This is a genomic window from Prochlorococcus sp. MIT 0603 (assembly GCF_000760215.1).
In the GTDB taxonomy this organism is placed as follows: domain Bacteria; phylum Cyanobacteriota; class Cyanobacteriia; order PCC-6307; family Cyanobiaceae; genus Prochlorococcus_E.
In genome coordinates, this window is record NZ_JNAW01000002.1 from 296,801 (window position 1) to 312,937 (window position 16,137).

Below are 16,137 nucleotides of genomic sequence, written 5' to 3' on the forward strand. Positions count from 1 at the left end.
GGGGGAATCTTTCCATTGAATGGGTGGAGAAAGTTTGTCTCTTGAAGGGACAAAGGTGAATATCAAAAGGAATACAATTATTATTGTAGAAATAATAATTGTAATAACTTTGCTGTCATCAATTTGTTCGTTCATTTTTCAATTATTTATGGGGCTATTACTACTTCTAAGTACGCAATGAGAAACTGTCCAGTCGAAATTATCCCAGACTTCAGTGCTAAGTTTATAATTTGCACCATTAAAATCACCTAAGGAAACGTTCGTTGGCATTGCTGAACAGTAAGGTCTGTTTCCTGGTTTTGCTAGGTATTGTTGATGATAATTCTCTGCATAATAAAATAATTTTCTCTCTTCAATTTGGGTTGTGATTTGACCAAATCCATTTATTTCTAATAGCTTTTGATAACAATCAAGGCTATTAGAAGCAATCTTAGAATGTTCTTCTCTCGTTGTATAAATCACAGATCTGTATTGTGTTCCTGTATCATTTCCTTGTCTATTTAGTTGCGTTGGATCATGGCATTCCCAAAACATTTTTAGTAGATCACTTATATCAATTTGCGTTTTATTCCATACAACTCGAACCACTTCAGCGTGTTGAGTATTCCCAGAGCAAACTTCTCTGTAAGTAGGATTCTCAGTACTTCCACCTGCATAGCCAACTGCAGTTGTTTTTACACCAGGTAATTTCCAAAAGCACTTTTCCGCACCCCAGAAGCATCCACATCCAAAATAGATCTCATCTTCACTCTCTTGAGGTGGCAGATTAATAATGCTTTCTAAGACGAAATGTTTAATTTGATCTTTTTTGAAAGTCTTTGGTTGAGTTTTTTTGGGGTTTAACCAACTAGGAAACATGTAATTTAAAATCCTATTATCTAGACTATTTAGGTGATTGAGCTTCTAGTTGAATATGATTTAACAATGTAGTGACAAAGGCAAACAATAAAAAAGGGAGGCTTAAGACCAAAATTAATCCAACACCAACTAAAGCAAATATTGGTCTTGAAGATCCCATTAAGCCAAGCCCTCCAGCTAGACTTACAAAAATAACGGCCATCCATGCAAGTATTTGAAGATAGATGTCTCCAAAAGAAAGGTTGCATTTGATTGAATAATTGATTGGATCAGTCATCTAACAATTCCTTTTTTACCAGGCTAGAAGAAGTTGTATTGATATGTATTTGAAATCCCCCTTTTCAGTGATGAAGTTTAATGAGGAAATTCTTGCATTTAACCTATTCCTTCTGTCGCTTGTTCTCTTTCCCAGAGTTTTTTATAAATCCCATCACTTTTAATTAGATCTTCATGCTTGCCTTCTTGTTCAAGCTTCCCTTGATTTAAAACTAATATTCGATCACATGCAGCGGCAGCAGAAAGTTGATGACTAATCATCAATATTGTTCTATTAGTTTGTTCCCTAATTGATGCCAGTATGGAAGCTGCTGTTTTGTTGTCAACGCTGGCCAATGCATCATCAAGAACAATTATTGGTGCATTAATCAATAAGGCTCTCCCTAAAGCTGTCCTTTGTCTCTGGCCACCACTTAGAGTTATCCCTCGCTCTCCTACGAGTGTTTTAAAGCCGTCGGGAAAGCCTTTGATGTCTTCGTTAAGCCTTGCTTGCGAAGCAGAGGATCTAACTTCTTCTATTGATGCATTTGGATCGCCGTATCTCAAATTGTTTTGTAATGTATCTGTAAATAAATAACCTTCCTGAGGGACAAAGGCTATGTTTTTTCGAAGCTCATCAAGCTTTATATCTACTATGTCATAGTTGTCTATAAATAGTTGTTGTTTAGGAACATTAATCATTCTGCCTAATGCTCTAGCAAGAGTCGTTTTACCACACCCGACTGGACCAACAATCGCTACTAGTTCCCCTGCATTAATTACAAAATTTAGGTCTTTTAAAATTTCTGTTTGGCTATCTTCATAACTAATACAAAGTCCTTTGGCTTCTAATTTTCCTTTTACTGTTGATGTGAATTCTTTGCTTCCAGAGTTATCTTGAATACTAGGGGTATTTGTTAATAACTCTTCTACTCTCTCAAGACTTACTTGCCCCAATTGAAAAGTGTTTAAGGTAAAACCTAGTAGTGCTGTCGGGAAAACTAACCTTTCAACATAGAGTATTAGTGCGATTAATCCCCCAATAGTTAGTGAGCCTGTTTCAATCAGACCACTTCCTAGCGCAAGAATTAAAAGTAAAGATATCGATGAAATACCTTGTAGGAGAGGAAATAAAGTACTGGCTGTTCTTGCTAAATTTATAGCGGCATTCTTATATTCCTTATTTAATTTAGAAAAAGCTTTTCCTTCTGCATCTTCTTGGCCATAGATTTTTATAGCGCTAATACCTGATAGATCTTCTTGGATTAGTTCACTCAGGCTAGAAAGAGCTTCTTGTTGACGCTTCCTTTGGTTAACCATTCTGCCTCCGAAGAGGCGAACAACGCCAAGCATTATTGGATAAAGAGATATTGAGGCTAACGTTAACCATGGATTGATGGCAAGCATTGCTGGGACAGTAAAGGCATATGCTAAGAATGTGTTGGTGAGACTTAAAATTGCGAATCCAAGTAGGCGCCTAATGTTTTCTATGTCACTAGTAGCTCTTGTAATAACTTCACCACTGCCAATTTCTTGAACCCATCCTGGGTCTTGTATCAGCATGTGATCAAATAGGCGCTGCCTAAGATCAACTTCTACTTGCCTACCAACCCCAAAAACAAGTTGACGTGAAATAAGTCGAATAAATGCCATCACTGTTGCTAGGGATATAATCCATGCTGATTGTTTTAGTACATCGTTAAAAGTGAACCCTTCTTGTAAAGCATCTATGATTTTACGAACTTCAAATGGAATTATAACGCTTAAAATATTTACAATTACTAGGCTTAGTGCTCCAAGGAGCAATGTTCTTCTATGAGGTTTTAAATATCTATTTATTAGATCAATCCTAAGTGCTTTCATGATTTCATTAATACAAATACCAATTTAGATTGCATAAGGCGAAAAAATGATTATATCGTTCTATTTGTACTTGGGGTTTTGTTGATGGAAGGACAGAATCATCCTTTGTATTCTATTGATCGCGATCATGTCAATCGTTTACTAGCTACAAATGTTCCTAATGATGAGGATTTGATTGATTTGGCTAGATTGATGATGAGGTATGAAGGATTTCCAGGAGCTGATGATCTTCAAATGGACATGCGAAAAACATTGAAATTATGGGGAATAACAAAAGAAGAACTCAATGCCAGTACTCGGAAAATATGGATAAAAGGGTATAGGCCTGGTGCTTCTTCGGAAACAATGATGGGATCAGGTTTTGATACGACAGAAAAATCTTAGATTAATTACATACTCCTTTTACTTTTTATCTTATTCGGATAAGTCATAGTATGAGGGTGCTTCTTTAGTTGGGCGTTCCCTCCTTAACAAAGCGCTCTGGCTTTTTAAAGTAGTTTTTAATTATGTCTAATTCTTCTTGGCCAAAACTTCTTGAAAAACTTTTGCAGAGTGAAGAACTTACTGCATTAGAGGCAAAAGCTCTTATGCAGGCTTGGCTTGAGAATGATCTTTTACCTGTACAAACAGGAGCTTTTCTTGCTGCTTTAAGAGCTAAAGGAGTTTCCGGGTTGGAGTTGTCAACCATGGCAGAAGTCCTCAGGGAGGCTTGTGTCTTTCCGTACAGTATTCCAAAGACCTTTATGGTTGATACATGCGGAACTGGCGGAGATGGAGCTGATACTTTTAATATTTCAACAGCAGTGGCTTTTGTAGCCGCTTCATTAGGAGTTAATATTGCTAAGCACGGAAATCGAAGTGCTAGTGGAAAAGTTGGCTCTGCAGACGTTCTTGAAGGACTTGGGATTAAACTAGATGCTCCTTTGCAATCAGTTGTTAATGCAATTCAGGAAACAAATATAACTTTTTTGTTTGCACCGGTTTGGCATTCCTCTTTGGTTAATCTTGCGCCATTAAGAAAAAGCTTGGGTGTAAGAACTGTCTTTAATCTTCTTGGGCCATTAGTAAATCCTTTTCGTCCTAAGGCACAGGTCTTGGGAGTTGCAAAGCCTGAGTTGTTAGACCCTATGTCAGAAGCATTGCTCAATTTGGGATTAGAAAGAGCAGTAGTGGTTCACGGAGCTGGCAGTTTAGACGAAGCGTCTCTTGAAGGAATTAATCAATTGCGATTCATTGAGAATGGCCAGATAACCTCTAGATCACTTGATGTAAGAGATCTAGGCCTTGTTCCTTGTCCTAATAGTGAACTTAAGGGAGGGGACCTTTCTACTAATAAAGATATACTTTTAAATCTCTTTAAAGGATCTGGGACCCAACCTCAAAAAGAAGTTGTTGCTCTTAATACTTCTTTAGTCTTTTGGGCTTCAGGTCTTGAAAGAGATTTAAGTCAAGGTGTGAAAATAGCTTTAGAATCTCTAATGATGGCAAAGCCATTAGATAAATTTAATGAGTTGAAGAAATTCTTGGAATGACTTTTTTGTAATCAAGTGAGCTTTATTTAATTAACTTTTAAGATGAATTCCTTACAAAATGATGCTGCTATTTTGGTCTTATCTGATGGCACTTTGATTGAGGGTAAATCATTTGGTTATAAAGGAACAGTTGTTGGTGAAATTGTTTTTAACACTGGCATTACTGGCTATGAAGAGGTCTTAACTGATCCTAGTTATTTTGGCCAGTTAATTACTTTTACTTATCCGGAATTAGGTAATACTGGTATCAATTTTGATGATCACGAGTCTGTAACTCCTAGTGCAAAGGGTGTTATTGCAAGAAGATTCACTAGTTATCCAAGTAATTGGCGTTCAAAAAAAACCTTTGAGAAATGGCTTGAGGATGAAATGGTGGTTGGAATTCATGGTGTGGATACAAGAGCACTTGTCCGACATTTAAGAACTTCTGGAACAATGAATGCAGTTATATCTTCAACAGGTAAAGAATCCGCTTCAGATTTATTAGATCATGTCAAACAAGCTCCATTAATGAAAGGACTTGATTTGACCAGTGAAGTTACTACCAAGAATCCATATGTATGGAATTCAACTACCTCTGTTGACTTTGACAAGAGAGTTTTCAATAGGCATAAGAAGCCTTATAAAGTAGTTGCGATTGATTTTGGAATTAAGCGCTCAATATTGAACCGGTTAGTATCTCACGGTTGTGAAGTTAATGTTTTGCCGGCAAATTCTGATTTCTCAGATGTAATAGCTTTAGAGCCTGAAGGTGTGTTTTTATCAAACGGTCCAGGTGATCCTGCGGCTGTGGAGTCAGGAATACTTTTAGCAAGACGCTTAATAAAAGAAGGAGACATGCCAATCTTTGGGATATGCCTTGGCCATCAAATTTTAGGATTAGCTCTTGGTTGTAGGACATTCAAGCTCCCATATGGGCATAGAGGATTGAATCATCCGTGCGGTAAGAATGGAAATATTGAAATTACAAGTCAAAATCATGGATTTGCTATTGAAGCTTCATCTCTTGATATTGAGACGGTTCAAGTAACTCATTTAAACCTTAACGATGGAACGGTTGCAGGTATAGCAATGTGTAACAGACCAGTTTTTGGCATTCAATATCACCCAGAAGCAAGTCCTGGGCCTCATGATGCTGATCACCATTTCTCACGTTTTTCTGAACTAATGTCACAACGACGTTGAACTGTGGTTCAGATCCTTTTTGATAACTACACTTCATTTGTGGAGTATTAGGAGGCTTGGACCCATAAACGATTTGCAACGATTGACCGTTTCTTTGCGAGGTGGATTTGAAAGAAGAAAAGGTTGTTTGGTTTTTCACTTCACTGGCCAACTCGATGAATATTCAAAAAAGCAATTCACGGATTTTGTGAACGATGTATTTAGCTCAAATAAATTACCTATTGTTATTGACCTGACAAAAATCGATTTTATTGATTCAACTGGATTAGGGGCAATGGTGCATTACGCGAAAAAATGTAAGAACGCCAAGAGATCCTTTGTTGTTGTTGGTAATTCTAGAGTTATTCAAATAATAAAACTTGTTAGACTTGAGGAGTTTTTACATCTTTCTTCGGATCTAAATACGGCTTTAAGTCAATTAGCTGCTTGAATAATTGGATTAAAAACATACAAATTTCAGGGCGTCCTGATCAATTGAGGCCTTCTCAATTGGCTTGGTTGGGAGATGCAGTTTGGGAATTGCATCAAAGGCTACTACTTTGTGAGAAGCCAGCTAAAACAAAGGATCTCCATCTTTCAGTAGTCTCTCAAGTAAAGGCGGAAGCTCAGTCCAAAGCATTGGAAAACATCGAAATTTATTTGACTGATTTAGAGAGAAAATTGGTGAGACGAGGACGTAATAGTATTACCCGTAGCTCTAGGAAGGTAAATATTGCTATTTATGGAAGGGCAACTGGATTTGAAACACTTATTGGTTGGTTATTTCTAAAGGATCCAAATCGCCTGGCTCAACTAATGGATCTATTAGAGAGAATTGAAACTGATAAACATGAAGGAGGAATCAATGAGTACAAATGATCGTAGAGGGAGAAACTCTTCTAGAAATTCCTCTTCTGAAGAAGGTCGAAGGAAAGGGCGAAAAGCTTCAGGCTTGCGCTGGCAGAAAGAAAACAAGACAGGATGGCAATCGAGAAGAGCACCAAATAAATCTTCAGTCAAAACTGAAACCCGTTATTCAGAAAACTTCGATGAAAAGAATCAGCAAAAAAACTTTTTAAGGGATAGGAATGATTCCCAGGGCTTAAAGAGGAGTTCATTTAAATCAAATCGTGCTTGGAGCAGTCAAAATGAATTTTCCAGAAGTACATCTGATGCTGGGAAAAAACAATATGATTCCTCTAATAGAAGACGTTCATCTTCGTTTTCTAGAAATAATCAAAAACCATTTATTGAGACTGATCAATGGCAAGAGAAATCAAATGAGAAAATTGTTTTTGAAAGTGAGTCAAATGATATTTTTTGGGGCCGACATTCAACACAATCGATCCTTGAGTCGGGAAGACCCGTGCATAGAATCTGGTGTACTTCTGAGATACGAAGTACACCAAGATTTCTTCAGCTTCTTAAGGATGCCAAGGCCTTAGGAGTTCTGGTTGAGGAAGTCTCTTGGGGAAGGTTGGGACATGTTACTAATGGTGGAGTGCATCAAGGGATTGCTCTTCAAACAGCTGCCTCTGAAACCTTTGACTTAAAAACATTGATTGAAGCTTGCCAGGATATTGAGGAATCAGCCGTTTTACTTGCACTTGATGGTATTACTGACCCTCATAATGTGGGCGCCATAGTTAGATCTGCCGAAGCATTAGGAGCACATGGGATGATCCTTCCGCAGAGAAGAAGTGCAGGCTTAACAGGATCTGTAGCTAAAGTAGCTGCTGGGGCTTTAGAACATTTACCTGTAGCAAGGGTTGTTAATTTGAATCGATCTTTAGAAGAGCTGAAAAATTGTGGTTATACAGTGATTGGATTAGCAGAAGACGGAGATAAAACTGTAAATGAAATTTCTTGCGTTGGGCCTTTAGTACTAGTAATTGGATCTGAAGGTAAAGGTTTATCTCTTCTCACAAGGAGACATTGTGATTTTCTTTTAAGGATACCTTTGAGAGGAGTTACATCGAGCTTGAATGCATCAGTGGCCACATCGATTTCTTTATATGAGTTGGCTCGTCAAGGTTGGATGAAAGATCTTTCTGGTCAGGCACCCTCGCCGAAGATGGTAAAAGCTAAATTGACGACAAAACCTTTCAAAGAGAAATAGTGGATACGAATTGTTTAAGGTAAAAGCATTAAAACAAGTTCGACATTAGCGGATTGAAAAAATGGTTAATTGAACATTTAGACTAAAAAAAATAGCTTTCGGATTAGTTTTTTCTTGATTAAGTACTAGCATTGAAAAAGATTTTAATTTATGGCATGAGCCCAATAAGGGCATTTAGAAAACTAGGTAACAGTTTTGGCTTAGCTTGGTGGGCCAAAATAGAAACTGTTAATCCTAATGCCACATATTGGTTTGGCCCTTTTTTGACCAAAAAGAGTCTTAACGCTAAAGTGAACGGCTTCTTAGAGGATTTGACCGACGAAGGGGTTGAATCTATGGAATATCATGTTGTTCGTTGCAAGAGAATTGAGCCTTTAACTTTTTGAACTTTTCTTTTTCTACTACAATAGTTTTTCAATGAAGTCTATTTAATTTTAGTGATGAGAATATCCGAGTGGCGTCAGAAATTAAAAGATGGGGACGTGTCATCTCTAGAGTTGGTAGATGAAACGTTTTCACGGATTAAGGATGTTGATGAAAAAGTTCACTCTTTTTTGTACATTAATCATGATAAGGCAAGATCGGTAGCTGCAAAAATAGATGAAGCTCGCTCTTCTGGCCAAAAGCTACCACCTTTAGCTGGCATTCCTTTGGCTATAAAAGATAACCTTTGCACTAAAGGAATTCCTACAACATGTTCTAGCAGGATGTTGGAAGACTTTGTTCCACCTTATGAATCTACTGTTACTCAAAGACTTTGGAATGCTGGTGGAATCTTAATAGGTAAAACTAATTTAGATGAATTTGCCATGGGAAGTTCCACCGAAAACTCTGCTTTTGGTGCTACCAGAAACCCTTGGGATATTTCAAGGGTTCCCGGAGGGAGCTCTGGTGGAAGTGCTGCTGCGGTTGCTTCTAACTTATGCATGGCTTCTCTTGGTTCTGATACTGGTGGCTCTATAAGACAGCCAGCCTCTTTTTGTGGTGTTGTTGGTTTAAAGCCTACTTATGGACGTGTAAGTAGATGGGGTTTAATTGCTTTTGCAAGTTCATTGGACCAAGTAGGTCCTTTTTCTAATAATGTTGCTGATGCTGCAGAAATTCTGCAGGTTATAGCAGGTCATGATCCCAAAGATTCAACTTGTTTAAATGCACCTGTCCCAAATTATGTAGACAATCTAACGAATTCTATTTCTGGACTTCGCATTGGTTTGATAAAAGAGTGCTTTGATCAGAAAGGATTAGCTAAAGATGTAAAAGAGTCTGTTCTAAAGGCAGCAGATAGCCTTAAATCTCTTGGTGCAGAATTGGTAGAAGTATCTTGCCCTCGCTTCATAGATGGAATTGCTACTTATTACGTAATTGCACCATCAGAAGCCTCGGCAAATTTAGCTAGATATGATGGCGTTAAATATGGATATAGGACTGAGGAGGTTGACGATTTGGCTTCCATGACCGCCTTTACTAGAGCTAAAGGTTTTGGCAGTGAAGTTCAACGAAGGATCCTGATAGGAACATATGCATTGTCTGCAGGTTATGTAGATGCCTTTTATAGAAAAGCGCAACAAGTTAGAACGCTCATAAGAAGGGACTTTGAAAATGCTTTTAACAATGTAGATATACTTCTTACTCCAACTTCTCCAACTACAGCTTTTAAATCAGGTGCACATCAAGATGAACCTTTAGCAATGTACCTTTCTGATTTGTTGACTATACCGGCAAATTTAGCGGGGCTTCCTTCGATTAGCATACCTTGCGGTTTTGATGAATTTAACTTGCCTATTGGGTTGCAATTAATAGGTAATATTTTAGATGAAACTCGTATGCTTCAAGTGGCTTATCAGTATGAACAATTTGCAGCAGTGATGAAAAATGCACCCGAAAACAATTTAATACAGAACTAGCACTTGTCACTATATGTAGCGTTGTGTATGGCTTGGAGCACTGTATGTTGAGGTTTTCGCTAATATACTGTTATGGGGTTTGTTCCATTACATAATCACAGTGATTACAGTCTTCTTGATGGCGCCAGTCAGCTGCCATCAATGGTTTCTAGAGCAAAGAAGCTTGGATTTCCTGCTATTGCTCTAACTGACCATGGAGTGATGTATGGAGCTATAGAACTTTTGAAATTGTGCAGCAAAGAAGGTATAAAACCAATTATCGGTAATGAAATGTATGTGATAAATGGTTCAATCTCTGACCCCCAACCTAAAAAAGAGAAGCGATATCATTTGGTGGTTCTTGCTAAAAATTCTATTGGATATAAGAATTTGGTAAAGCTCACGACTATAAGTCACCTTAAAGGTATGCGTGGACGAGGAATTTTTTCAAGAGCTTGTATTGATAAAGACTTGCTAAGGAAATATTCAGAGGGTTTGATTATATCTACAGCATGTCTTGGAGGGGAGATACCTCAGGCAATATTACGTGGACGACCTGATGTTGCTAGAGAAGTAGCCAGTTGGTATAAAAATGTTTTTGGAGATGATTTTTATCTTGAGATTCAAGATCATGGATCTATTGAGGATCGAATAGTAAATGTTGAAATTTCAAATATAGGTAAAGATCTTGGTATCAGATTAGTTGCAACAAATGATGCGCATTATCTCACTGAAAATGATGTTGAGGCTCATGATGCTTTGCTATGTGTCTTAACAGGTAAGCTTATTAAAGATGAAAAGAGATTGCGTTATACGGGCACGGAATATTTAAAATCTGAGGAACAGATGAGAAAGTTATATGCCGATCATCTTGACGAAAATGTTATTAGTGAAGCGATTGCAAATACAGCTTTAGTGGCAGAAAAAATTGAGGAATATTCTATATTAGGAACTTATAAAATGCCTAAATTTCCAGTTCCCTATGGTAAAACTCCGATTGAATATTTGCGCGAAGTTACTGAAAAAGGTTTATTGGAAAAACTTTGTGTTGACTCAATTGACTCGATTGATAAAGAATATTCTGATCGTCTTTTGAACGAGCTAAGTATTATTGATCAAATGGGTTTCCCGACTTATTTTCTTGTTGTTTGGGATTATATAAAATTTGCAAGAGAGCAATCGATTCCTGTTGGGCCAGGTAGAGGTTCTGCAGCAGGATCTTTGGTTGCTTATTCATTAGGTATAACAACTATAGACCCTGTTAAGAATGGGCTTTTGTTCGAAAGGTTTTTAAATCCTGAGAGAAAGTCGATGCCTGATATTGATACTGATTTCTGTATTGATAGACGTAGTGAGGTAATAGATTATGTAACTAGGCGTTATGGCGAGGATAAAGTAGCTCAAATAATTACATTTAATAGAATGACATCTAAGGCTGTCCTTAAAGATGTTGCGAGAGTATTAGATATCCCATATAGAGAAGCTGATCAATTAGCAAAATTAATTCCTGTAGTTAGAGGGAAGCCAGCAAAACTTTCGATAATGATTGGTAAAGACTCTCCTAGTTCTGACTTTAGAGCTAAATATGAAGATGAACCTTTAGTGAGAAAATGGATAGATATGGCAATACGCATTGAAGGTACGAATAAGACTTTTGGAGTACATGCCGCAGGAGTTGTTATTGCATCGGACCCATTAGATGAATTAGTGCCCTTGCAGAGAAATAATGATGGCCAAATTATCACACAATATTTCATGGAAGATATTGAATCATTGGGATTACTAAAGATGGATTTTCTGGGCTTGAAAAACCTTACAATGCTTCAAAGAACAGTTAGTCTTATAGAGCAATCTATTGGTGAAAAAGTAGATTTAGATCATTTAGGCCATGAAGACAAGGCTACATATGACCTTTTGTCTAGAGGCGATTTGGAAGGTATATTTCAACTTGAATCTAGTGGAATGCGTCAAATAGTAAAAGATTTAAAACCATCTTCTTTAGAAGATATTTCTTCGATATTAGCTTTATATAGACCAGGGCCCTTGGATGCTGGCCTTATCCCTAAATTTATTAATCGTAAGCATGGTAAAGAAGTGATTGATTTCCCTCACGCTTCTTTAACGTCAATACTTGGCGAGACTTATGGAATAATGATCTATCAAGAGCAGATTATGAAAATCGCTCAAGATCTTGCAGGTTATTCTTTGGGACAAGCTGATTTATTGAGACGAGCAATGGGTAAGAAAAAGGTTTCAGAAATGCAAAAGCATAGAAACTTTTTTGTTGATGGGGCAACTGGTAAAGGAGTTGATGCAAAGTTGGCTAATGATTTATTTGACCAGATGGTTCTTTTTGCAGAATATTGTTTTAACAAAAGTCATTCAACGGCATATGGTGCTGTGACTTATCAAACAGCATATTTAAAAGCACATTACCCTATTGCCTATATGGCTGCATTGTTAACAGTGAATGCAGGCTCAAGTGACAAGATACAAAGATATATCGCCAATTGTAATTCAATGGGGATAGATGTTGAGCCACCTAATATCAACTCTTCTGGAATTGATTTTACTCCTACAGAGACGTCTATTTTGTTTGGCTTGTCTGCAGTTAGGAATCTTGGAGAAGGCGCTATTAAGCAATTGATAAAGTCACGAGATGAAGACGGCCCCTTCATCTCTTTAGCTGATCTTTGTGACAGAGTTCCATCTAATGTTTTAAATAGAAGAGGGTTAGAGTCCTTAATTCACTGTGGTGCTCTTGACGCATTTGACGAAGATGCTAATCGCGCACAATTAACATCTGATCTTGAATTGACTATAGATTGGGCAACTTCTCGTGCTCGAGACCGTTTAAGTGGTCAGGGTAATCTTTTTGACTTATCTTTACCAGCTTCTAATGAAGAAAAAAAACGTGATATATCATCTGCTCCAAAGGGCGTGGATGTTGAAGATTATTCACCCACCGAGAAACTTAGATTAGAAAAAGAGTTGCTAGGCTTTTATTTGTCTGATCATCCATTGAAGCAACTCTCAGATCCGGCAAGGCTTATTGCACCTATAAGTTTAGTTAATTTAGAGCATCAGGCAGATAAATCAAAAGTCAGTGTAATTGCGATGATAAAAGAGATGCGTGTGGTGACTACTCGTAAGGGTGACAAGATGTCTATTTTGCAAATTGAAGATTTAACTGGTTCCTGTGAAGCAGTTGTCTTCCCAAAAAGTTTTTATAGACTTTCAGACCATTTATTAACGGAGACACGTCTACTTATCTGGGCATCTGTTGATCATAGAGATGAGAAGGTTCAATTAATTGTTGATGATTGTCGCTCAATAGACGAAATGAGATTTGTTTTAATTGATTTATTGCCAGATCAAATAAAGAATATTGAAGACCAACATCGACTTAGAGAATGTATATATCAACACCGACCTGCAAAGGATGAACTTGGGATAAAGGTACCTGTAGTTGCAGCGATTAAGGACGATAAAAGTATTAAGTATGTTCGATTAGGACATCAATTCTGTGTTAAAGATCCAAATGCTCTAATTGAATCATTGCGTCAAAACTCTTTCAAGGCAAATTGTAGTAATAGGCTTATTAAATAATTTTCCTTTATTTGCTACCGCTTGATTCTTTGATGGCGCTACGCATTCTCTCTAAGTTAGGCCTTATATGCTCTAGTCCTATTAGACTACCTGGCTTCTCTTCCCAGCTAGCTGAGAGAATACCGTAACTCAAACCTAAAAGACCTATGAAAAAACATATTGCAGAACCCGTCAAAGTTAATGATGGTGGTATTTCTGCTATCCCTTTGATAATAAGTACATAACTCAAGATAAATACACCCATTCCCAATAGTGTTGGTATGCCAGTAGTGAAAATTATGCGTCTTGCCATTCGATTTGCTACAGGTTTAGGTATGAATGACTTTCGATCTTTTTTTGTTCCCTTAGTTTTTATTGAAGAAGAACTCTTTTGAGTTAAAGAACTCTTATCTTTGGGAATGTCTTTTTGATTACCTTTCATCCCTTTCAGTAAATGAATTTGATTATTAATTGATTAACCGCGAATTTTTAGTTTTGTTAATAATGCATTATATCGAGCTTGGCTTTTGCCTTTTACATAATTCAGTAATCTCTTCCTTTGTCCAATCATCTTTAGAAGTCCCTGCCTAGAGGAGAAATCATGACTATTGCTTTGCAGGTGGCTGCTTAGTAGGTTGATTTTTTCACTTAGCATGGCTACCTGTACTTCAGCAGAGCCAGTATCAGTCCCATGAGTCTGGTGCTTATTAATGATTTCTTGCTTTGCTTGAGTATTGAGCGCCATGTTTTTATGGGAACTTCTATTTGATGATTTTATCGCTTATCAATCTAGCGTGTCATGGAGCTTTCTTTCCAGTCTCTGTATTTATATGAGTAAGAATGTTTTTGAAAAGGTCTTCAAAATTCAGTACTTGCGACTTTCTTGATGTAGATAATCCCTTTCGAGGGTTTTTAGAAAACTCTATAAAAGCTTTGTTTATTTCTGATTCTTCATATCCAAGATTAATCAAGGCACTATTGACTTCATTCCTAATTTGCGAGTCTGGGGAATCTTTTTTGTCTGAGTGATCACTTGAACTATTAATGATGCTGGAAGTCTCTGTGAATTTGTGTTGGAGCTCAATAATTAGTCTTTCAGCAGTCCTTTTCCCTATTCCAGGACAACTGGTGAGTTCATCAATCTTTTTTTCAGAAATGGCATGAATTAATTGATTGGCTTTGTTCTTCTCTAGGAGTGTTATTGCTAGTTGGCTTCCTATACCATTAACGCTTATTAATTTGCGGAATAAGTTTCTTTCTTCTTTATAAAGAAAACCAATTAAAGATGATCCATCCTCTCTTTGAACTTGATGAATCCAAAGGGTTAGTTCATGGGAATCATTTATTAATTCTAAATTTCTTTTTAAAATTTGAACTTCATAACCAATACCTGAGCATTCAACAATAACTCCAGCACGAGGTCCAGTTTCCCAAGCATCTATTTTCCCACCTTTTAACCAGCTAATCATAAGAGGCTTAAGTAAAAGCTGTATTTATCCTCCAGCCGCATCACATCCAATAGCACTACCAGCAACAACACCTAATGGAATTGCCCACCAACGACCATCTCGTCTGGACATTGCAGCACCAGCAGCGCCACCAAGCAAACCACCAGCAATTTTCCCATCAGTACAATCATTATTATCAACGTTCTGGGGAATAGGACCTCTATATGTAGTTGAATGTGTTTTGCTGCAGGGAACTTCAATCGTCTCAGTCCAGCTCTTTACATAACCTGGCGATTCCTCTGTTCCAGGGAAATATTCTTCTCTGTATTCATTTCGTGTGCATGTTCTGGATCTTGAGTATCCAGCCTGCGATTCATTTGCATTTGCATTGGCACAAAAGCTTAGAGAAAAAATTAAGGCTAGTAAAAATTTCATGACCCTATGGTTTTAATTAAGTTTATTAGAAATTCGGTAAATGGCTAATTGAAATTAACGTTGCTCCAAAAACACATCCTGCTCCAATGATTATATAAAGAGTTAATGGCTCGGCGAAAAACAGAACTCCCCACATAGATGCAAATAAAACTTGAGTGTAATTTATTGATCCTGCATAACCAGCCGGTAACAGGCTAAGACCACGCGTTATCAATACTTGTCCTATTTGTGTGAAAAGTCCTATGCCTAATAACCATAACCACTCTGAACCTGCAGGGTAAACCCCTTGTTTTAATAGAAATGGCAGGGTAATGGGGATGGAAACTAGTGGAAAATAAAAAACAATTACCAAATCATGCTCTTGTTTTGATAGCTTTCGAACTGTTACATAAGCAAGTGCTGTAAGGATTGCTCCACTTAAAGCAATAAGTACTGCATTAAATGATATTTGAACGTTTGAATTGTTTTGCCATAATGGTTGCACTACTACTTGTATTCCGATCCAACCAAGGCATATTGCATATAAAACTCTCTTTTTTATTTCTTCATCGAGCATCCACCACGCTAGAAGTGCCGTAAAAGTGGGATAAGTGTATTGAATAATTGTTGCCGCAGCTAGTGGTAAAGAATTAATTGCTTGGAAAACGCAAAACAAGGCCCCTGTTCCTATTAAACCTCTAAAAAAAAGTAATCTTTTATTATTTCCCCAAGGTGATATTTGAGCTTTTGTTAGTAAGAATCTTGTTATTAATAAGCTAAATACAGATCTAAGAAAGACAATCTCTGCAACAGGTATACGCCCTTTAAGTTGTTTAATGCAAACTGTCATAAGACTGAACGCGAATGCGCTCCCAATTAACGAGATTATTCCTTGAGGAGGCTTTTTTTCTTTACTCCAAAGCATCTGGTTCATAATGCCTTTATAATTTTGCTCTTAGTCCGATAATCTTCACGTTTAATTTCTTGGCTCATTTCTAAGAATTTTGCGTTAT

17 protein-coding genes are annotated in these 16,137 nt (G+C 37.3%); 9 read left to right on the plus strand and 8 right to left on the minus strand.

Going from position 1 to position 16,137, the window contains the following annotated elements; all coding sequences use genetic code 11:
• Nucleotides 1-138: 138 nt before the first annotated feature.
• From msrA to EV07_RS03415, 3 genes are all read right to left on the minus strand, one after another.
• Complete coding sequence (gene msrA, locus EV07_RS03405) at nucleotides 139-858, minus strand: peptide-methionine (S)-S-oxide reductase MsrA (protein WP_036917350.1); 720 nt, start codon at nucleotides 856-858, stop codon at nucleotides 139-141.
• Between the two features lie 25 nt (nucleotides 859-883).
• Nucleotides 884-1,135: a hypothetical protein gene (locus EV07_RS03410; protein ID WP_036917352.1), complete on the minus strand. Its 252-nt coding sequence runs from the start codon at nucleotides 1,133-1,135 to the stop codon at nucleotides 884-886.
• Nucleotides 1,136-1,233: 98 nt separating this feature from the next.
• Nucleotides 1,234-2,976, minus strand: coding sequence for an ABC transporter ATP-binding protein (locus EV07_RS03415; protein ID WP_036917354.1), 1,743 nt, complete (start codon nucleotides 2,974-2,976; stop codon nucleotides 1,234-1,236).
• Nucleotides 2,977-3,060: 84 nt separating this feature from the next.
• Between EV07_RS03415 and EV07_RS03420 the strand changes: the two genes are divergently transcribed.
• The 9 genes from EV07_RS03420 (at nucleotide 3,061) to EV07_RS03460 (ending at nucleotide 13,283) form a co-directional block, all read left to right on the plus strand.
• The gene (locus EV07_RS03420; protein ID WP_036917356.1) at nucleotides 3,061-3,360 is read left to right on the plus strand and encodes a DUF3288 family protein; all 300 of its coding nucleotides are present in this window, start codon (nucleotides 3,061-3,063) and stop codon (nucleotides 3,358-3,360) included.
• Between the two features lie 122 nt (nucleotides 3,361-3,482).
• Nucleotides 3,483-4,508, plus strand: coding sequence for an anthranilate phosphoribosyltransferase (gene trpD, locus EV07_RS03425; RefSeq protein WP_036917358.1), 1,026 nt, complete (start codon nucleotides 3,483-3,485; stop codon nucleotides 4,506-4,508).
• Between the two features lie 42 nt (nucleotides 4,509-4,550).
• On the plus strand, nucleotides 4,551-5,693 hold the full coding sequence (gene carA, locus EV07_RS03430; RefSeq protein WP_036917360.1) for a glutamine-hydrolyzing carbamoyl-phosphate synthase small subunit: 1,143 nt from the start codon (nucleotides 4,551-4,553) through the stop codon (nucleotides 5,691-5,693).
• Nucleotides 5,694-5,715: 22 nt separating this feature from the next.
• Nucleotides 5,716-6,123, plus strand: coding sequence for an STAS domain-containing protein (locus tag EV07_RS03435; protein ID WP_241434006.1), 408 nt, complete (start codon nucleotides 5,716-5,718; stop codon nucleotides 6,121-6,123).
• A complete protein-coding gene (locus tag EV07_RS03440) occupies nucleotides 6,120-6,551 on the plus strand; it encodes a Mini-ribonuclease 3 (RefSeq protein ID WP_036917362.1) in 432 nt (143 codons plus the stop codon). Before EV07_RS03435 ends, EV07_RS03440 begins: the two co-directional genes overlap by 4 nt.
• On the plus strand, nucleotides 6,538-7,791 hold the full coding sequence (rlmB, locus tag EV07_RS03445) for a 23S rRNA (guanosine(2251)-2'-O)-methyltransferase RlmB (RefSeq protein WP_036917365.1): 1,254 nt from the start codon (nucleotides 6,538-6,540) through the stop codon (nucleotides 7,789-7,791). Before EV07_RS03440 ends, rlmB begins: the two co-directional genes overlap by 14 nt.
• A gap of 155 nt (nucleotides 7,792-7,946) precedes the next feature.
• Nucleotides 7,947-8,177, plus strand: coding sequence for a DUF1816 domain-containing protein (locus EV07_RS03450; RefSeq protein WP_036917367.1), 231 nt, complete (start codon nucleotides 7,947-7,949; stop codon nucleotides 8,175-8,177).
• A gap of 54 nt (nucleotides 8,178-8,231) precedes the next feature.
• On the plus strand, nucleotides 8,232-9,695 hold the full coding sequence (gene gatA, locus EV07_RS03455; protein ID WP_036917369.1) for an Asp-tRNA(Asn)/Glu-tRNA(Gln) amidotransferase subunit GatA: 1,464 nt from the start codon (nucleotides 8,232-8,234) through the stop codon (nucleotides 9,693-9,695).
• 72 nt (nucleotides 9,696-9,767) lie between these two features.
• The gene (locus EV07_RS03460) at nucleotides 9,768-13,283 is read left to right on the plus strand and encodes a DNA polymerase III subunit alpha (RefSeq protein ID WP_036917371.1); all 3,516 of its coding nucleotides are present in this window, start codon (nucleotides 9,768-9,770) and stop codon (nucleotides 13,281-13,283) included.
• Between the two features lie 7 nt (nucleotides 13,284-13,290).
• Here the strand turns inward: EV07_RS03460 and EV07_RS03465 are convergent, their stop codons facing one another.
• From EV07_RS03465 to EV07_RS03485, 5 genes are read right to left on the minus strand one after another with little or no spacing between them, the layout of a single operon-like run.
• Nucleotides 13,291-13,704: a PAM68 family protein gene (locus tag EV07_RS03465; RefSeq protein WP_036917374.1), complete on the minus strand. Its 414-nt coding sequence runs from the start codon at nucleotides 13,702-13,704 to the stop codon at nucleotides 13,291-13,293.
• A 33-nt stretch (nucleotides 13,705-13,737) separates the two neighbouring features.
• Nucleotides 13,738-14,007, minus strand: a complete 270-nt coding sequence (gene rpsO, locus EV07_RS03470) for a 30S ribosomal protein S15 (RefSeq protein WP_036917376.1) — start codon at nucleotides 14,005-14,007, stop codon at nucleotides 13,738-13,740.
• A gap of 52 nt (nucleotides 14,008-14,059) precedes the next feature.
• Nucleotides 14,060-14,731 carry a Holliday junction branch migration protein RuvA gene (ruvA, locus tag EV07_RS03475; RefSeq protein WP_052043856.1) on the minus strand — a complete coding sequence of 224 codons (672 nt, stop codon included), beginning with the start codon at nucleotides 14,729-14,731 and terminating at the stop codon, nucleotides 14,060-14,062.
• Between the two features lie 24 nt (nucleotides 14,732-14,755).
• The gene (locus tag EV07_RS03480; RefSeq protein ID WP_036917378.1) at nucleotides 14,756-15,145 is read right to left on the minus strand and encodes a glycine zipper 2TM domain-containing protein; all 390 of its coding nucleotides are present in this window, start codon (nucleotides 15,143-15,145) and stop codon (nucleotides 14,756-14,758) included.
• A 25-nt stretch (nucleotides 15,146-15,170) separates the two neighbouring features.
• Entirely contained in the window at nucleotides 15,171-16,058 is an 888-nt protein-coding gene (locus EV07_RS03485) for a DMT family transporter (protein WP_036917380.1), read from the minus strand.
• Between the last annotated feature and the right edge of the window lie 79 nt (nucleotides 16,059-16,137).

What these genes read in the sequence shown, in the direction of transcription:
- msrA (WP_036917350.1), bottom strand. Translation starts at nt 858, where the DNA reads ATGTTTCCTAGTTGGTTAAACCCCAAAAAAACTCAACCAAAGACTTTC.
- EV07_RS03410 (WP_036917352.1), bottom strand. Translation starts at nt 1,135, where the DNA reads ATGACTGATCCAATCAATTATTCAATCAAATGCAACCTTTCTTTTGGA.
- EV07_RS03415 (WP_036917354.1), bottom strand. Translation starts at nt 2,976, where the DNA reads ATGAAAGCACTTAGGATTGATCTAATAAATAGATATTTAAAACCTCAT.
- EV07_RS03420 (WP_036917356.1), top strand. Translation starts at nt 3,061, where the DNA reads ATGGAAGGACAGAATCATCCTTTGTATTCTATTGATCGCGATCATGTC.
- trpD (WP_036917358.1), top strand. Translation starts at nt 3,483, where the DNA reads ATGTCTAATTCTTCTTGGCCAAAACTTCTTGAAAAACTTTTGCAGAGT.
- carA (WP_036917360.1), top strand. Translation starts at nt 4,551, where the DNA reads ATGAATTCCTTACAAAATGATGCTGCTATTTTGGTCTTATCTGATGGC.
- rlmB (WP_036917365.1), top strand. Translation starts at nt 6,538, where the DNA reads ATGAGTACAAATGATCGTAGAGGGAGAAACTCTTCTAGAAATTCCTCT.
- EV07_RS03450 (WP_036917367.1), top strand. Translation starts at nt 7,947, where the DNA reads ATGAGCCCAATAAGGGCATTTAGAAAACTAGGTAACAGTTTTGGCTTA.
- gatA (WP_036917369.1), top strand. Translation starts at nt 8,232, where the DNA reads ATGAGAATATCCGAGTGGCGTCAGAAATTAAAAGATGGGGACGTGTCA.
- EV07_RS03460 (WP_036917371.1), top strand. Translation starts at nt 9,768, where the DNA reads ATGGGGTTTGTTCCATTACATAATCACAGTGATTACAGTCTTCTTGAT.
- EV07_RS03465 (WP_036917374.1), bottom strand. Translation starts at nt 13,704, where the DNA reads ATGAAAGGTAATCAAAAAGACATTCCCAAAGATAAGAGTTCTTTAACT.
- rpsO (WP_036917376.1), bottom strand. Translation starts at nt 14,007, where the DNA reads ATGGCGCTCAATACTCAAGCAAAGCAAGAAATCATTAATAAGCACCAG.
- ruvA (WP_052043856.1), bottom strand. Translation starts at nt 14,731, where the DNA reads ATGATTAGCTGGTTAAAAGGTGGGAAAATAGATGCTTGGGAAACTGGA.
- EV07_RS03480 (WP_036917378.1), bottom strand. Translation starts at nt 15,145, where the DNA reads ATGAAATTTTTACTAGCCTTAATTTTTTCTCTAAGCTTTTGTGCCAAT.
- EV07_RS03485 (WP_036917380.1), bottom strand. Translation starts at nt 16,058, where the DNA reads ATGAACCAGATGCTTTGGAGTAAAGAAAAAAAGCCTCCTCAAGGAATA.